Annotated in this window: 2 protein-coding genes; both read left to right on the top strand. The window is 48.2% G+C overall.

The annotated features are described in order from the left end of the window. The coding region (locus LHW48_01995) for a hypothetical protein (GenBank protein MCB5259233.1) at window positions 1–424 on the top strand (424 nt) is incomplete at its 5' end. Then, the coding region (locus tag LHW48_01990) for a choice-of-anchor J domain-containing protein (GenBank protein MCB5259232.1) at window positions 421–2,918 on the top strand (2,498 nt) is incomplete at its 3' end. The genes LHW48_01995 and LHW48_01990, both read left to right, overlap by 4 nt.

Raw genomic sequence — 2,918 nt, 5'->3', positions numbered from 1 at the left:
TTTCGTGTTGACACATTTCCACAATATCAATAACAATCATGAAAACCAATACCCATCCCGAAGCACAATCCGGCATCATATTGCCCGCACTCTGAGTAATAATCGTCGCACATTATCACCTGCGCCGCGGGGTATGAAGCCTGAAGGCAGCTTCGACTCACCATTCACCCTTCGAGATCAAGAGGATTGCAGCCAATCCGGCCGGCAAATCCATCGGTATGTAAAGCAGTTCTTCTCTGAGCTGGCTTTTACCCAAACCATCAAGATCAAATCTGGCTTTAGCCTTGGGACTAAGGATTTCAAACCCTTTGGAATCTACCCGTCTGCTGCATCATTATCCAGGAGGAATGAGGCTAAACCTATTACTTATACAAATAACAAGCTCTTCTTTAAAGAAACAACTCAATTAAGGAGTTTTGTATGAAGAAAATATTAATATTATTATTCGCGTTGGCATTGGTTACGATGGCCTTTGCCGATAGCGTTGTAATTGGAACCGGCACCGACGTTCAGCGATTCCCCTTGGGGAGCTATTTTGGTTATGAACGCAGTGCTGCGCTCTATACGGATGCGGAACTGGGGCCCCAAAACACCCTGATTTCTGCAATTTCCTGGTATTCCAATACTGCCACCTCAGTTGCCATTCCTACCAAGATTTATCTGAAGACAACCGGTAGCAATACTATTACAAACGGCACCTGGGCAAATATGATTGCCGGTGCCACTTTGGTCTATGATGCCACTCACACCGGCACCCTTGCCGGTGACTGGAACGAATTCACGCTTTTGAACCCCTTCAGTGTAGATGATGGCAATGGCGTAATCATCATGGTAGAGAGAAACTACGGCGGTTATGGTAATGGTACCTCTTCCGGCGCTGGTATTCGCAGTAGCTCGGTTACCGGAATGCATCTTACCTGGGTGCAAGACAGTACTGCTCCCACCGGTAACGGTTCGACTTCCGTGACTCGCCCCAATGTAACCCTCACCTATACAAGTTATGAATTAACAGGCCCCCCAAATGTTGCGGCTATCCTTAGTCCTGCCAATGCCGCAACAAATATTATGCGTTCAGCAACTCTGAACTGGGCTTCCGGTGGCGGAGCACCCACAGGATACAGGCTGTCCTTTGGTACAGACAATCCTCCCACCAATATCCTGAACAGTTCGGATTTGGGTCTGGTTACTTCTTATGACCCCACTCCAGACATGGCCTATGAAACTACCTACTATTGGAAAGTAGTGGCCTACAATGCTAATGGCGATGCCGTGGGCAGCCCCGTCTGGAGCTTTACCACCATGGCAGACCCCACCATCGCTAGTTTCCCTTACACTCAAAACTTCGATGGCATCTGGGTAGGAAGCCCTGCTGCTCCTCTCGGCTGGACCGTGATCAACGCCGACGCAGATGACTACACCTGGAGACAGGGTAATACCTATATTAGCCCTACCCACTCTGAACCAAATGCAGCAGTAGGTATGGGTAATAATGACGACTGGCTGATCACTCCTCCTATCACCCTTACAAGCGACACTCGCCTGAAATGGTGGGATAAAGTGGAAAGTGCCAGCTTTGTGAACACCTATACTGTGTATGTTTCCACCTCGGATAATGCGATCGGTTCTTTCACCACCGGTCTTGGCACCTTTGACTGTGCCAATGTTCCATGGACTGAACATATGTTGAATCTGAGTGCTTACACCGGAAGCACTATTTACCTTGCCTTCCACCAGACTGCAAGCGCAGCAACATATTATGGCTTTGGTATCGATGACTTCCTGCTGGAAGAAATACCTGAAAGCCCCATCTTCGTCTATACTCCCGACAGCATCGATTTCGGAGTTACCCTGGCTAATACACCTACAGCTTACACTGATGTAGTTATTACCAATACCGGGGGTGGAACCTTGGCTTTGGACGCTGCTGATATCACCCTGATTGGCGATTTCGACCAGTTTGAATATACAACAACCGGTTTCCCTGCTGCCCTCACAGTCGGTCAATCTGTAAACATCCCGGTGCGTTATGTCCCAGATACCACTGGAAGCCATACTGCAACGCTGCGGATGAATTATGGTGGAACCTACTATGATGTGGCACTCACCGGAGCAGCATTAAACGAAAATGCCTACATGGAAGGCTTCGAATCTGGAGCAATTCCCGATAGATGGACAGTAATTAATGCTGATGGCGGTGCTAAGCAGTGGGAAGCTTCGACTTCAAATCCTCACACCGGAAGCTATTCCGCCCGCATAGGATATGAAACCTCTTCATTGAATAACGACGATTGGTTGATTACTCCTCCGCTGCAGGTAAGCTCAGCTACCACTGATGTGATCAGCTTCTGGATGAGAAGCTATAATGCTTCTTACGCCGATCCCTGGCAGGTCTTGATTTCCACTACCGATACGAACCCCGCTTCCTTCACTATGATAGATAGCGGAACCGGCCAAATGGGCGAATACGTCCAGAAGACCTACCCCCTTGATAGCTATGGCGATGCTGTAGTTTATCTGGCTGTACGCTACATGGGTGCCTATGACTGGTATTTGTATGTGGACGACTTCACAGGTCCTCCTTTATATGTGCCCACCGGACCTCCTGATCCCGTAACCCTGATTGCTCCCGAAAACGGTGCTACAGATATGCCCATCGAAGGTTTTGACCTCACCTGGGCTCCTTCAGATTTGGGAGGCACTCCGGATTATTACATACTGTATATGGCCTCTTCCGAAGAGAATATCTACGATGAACAAATCTTCGATAATATTCAAGGCACCAGCTTCAATCCTGTAACAGGTGGAAGTACAGCCATGAGCTTCAACTATTCAGAGCGTTGGTTCTGGACTGTTCAGGCTGTTAATACTGATGGCCCATCACCTGAAATAGCAAACCCTTATTTCTTCGATATCATTGG

The sequence above is a fragment of the Candidatus Cloacimonadota bacterium genome (assembly GCA_020532355.1).
Classification (GTDB): Bacteria; Cloacimonadota; Cloacimonadia; order Cloacimonadales; family Cloacimonadaceae; genus UBA5456.
The sequence above is the reverse complement of the archived record's forward strand: the minus strand, read 5'-3'. Positions and strand labels throughout refer to the sequence as shown.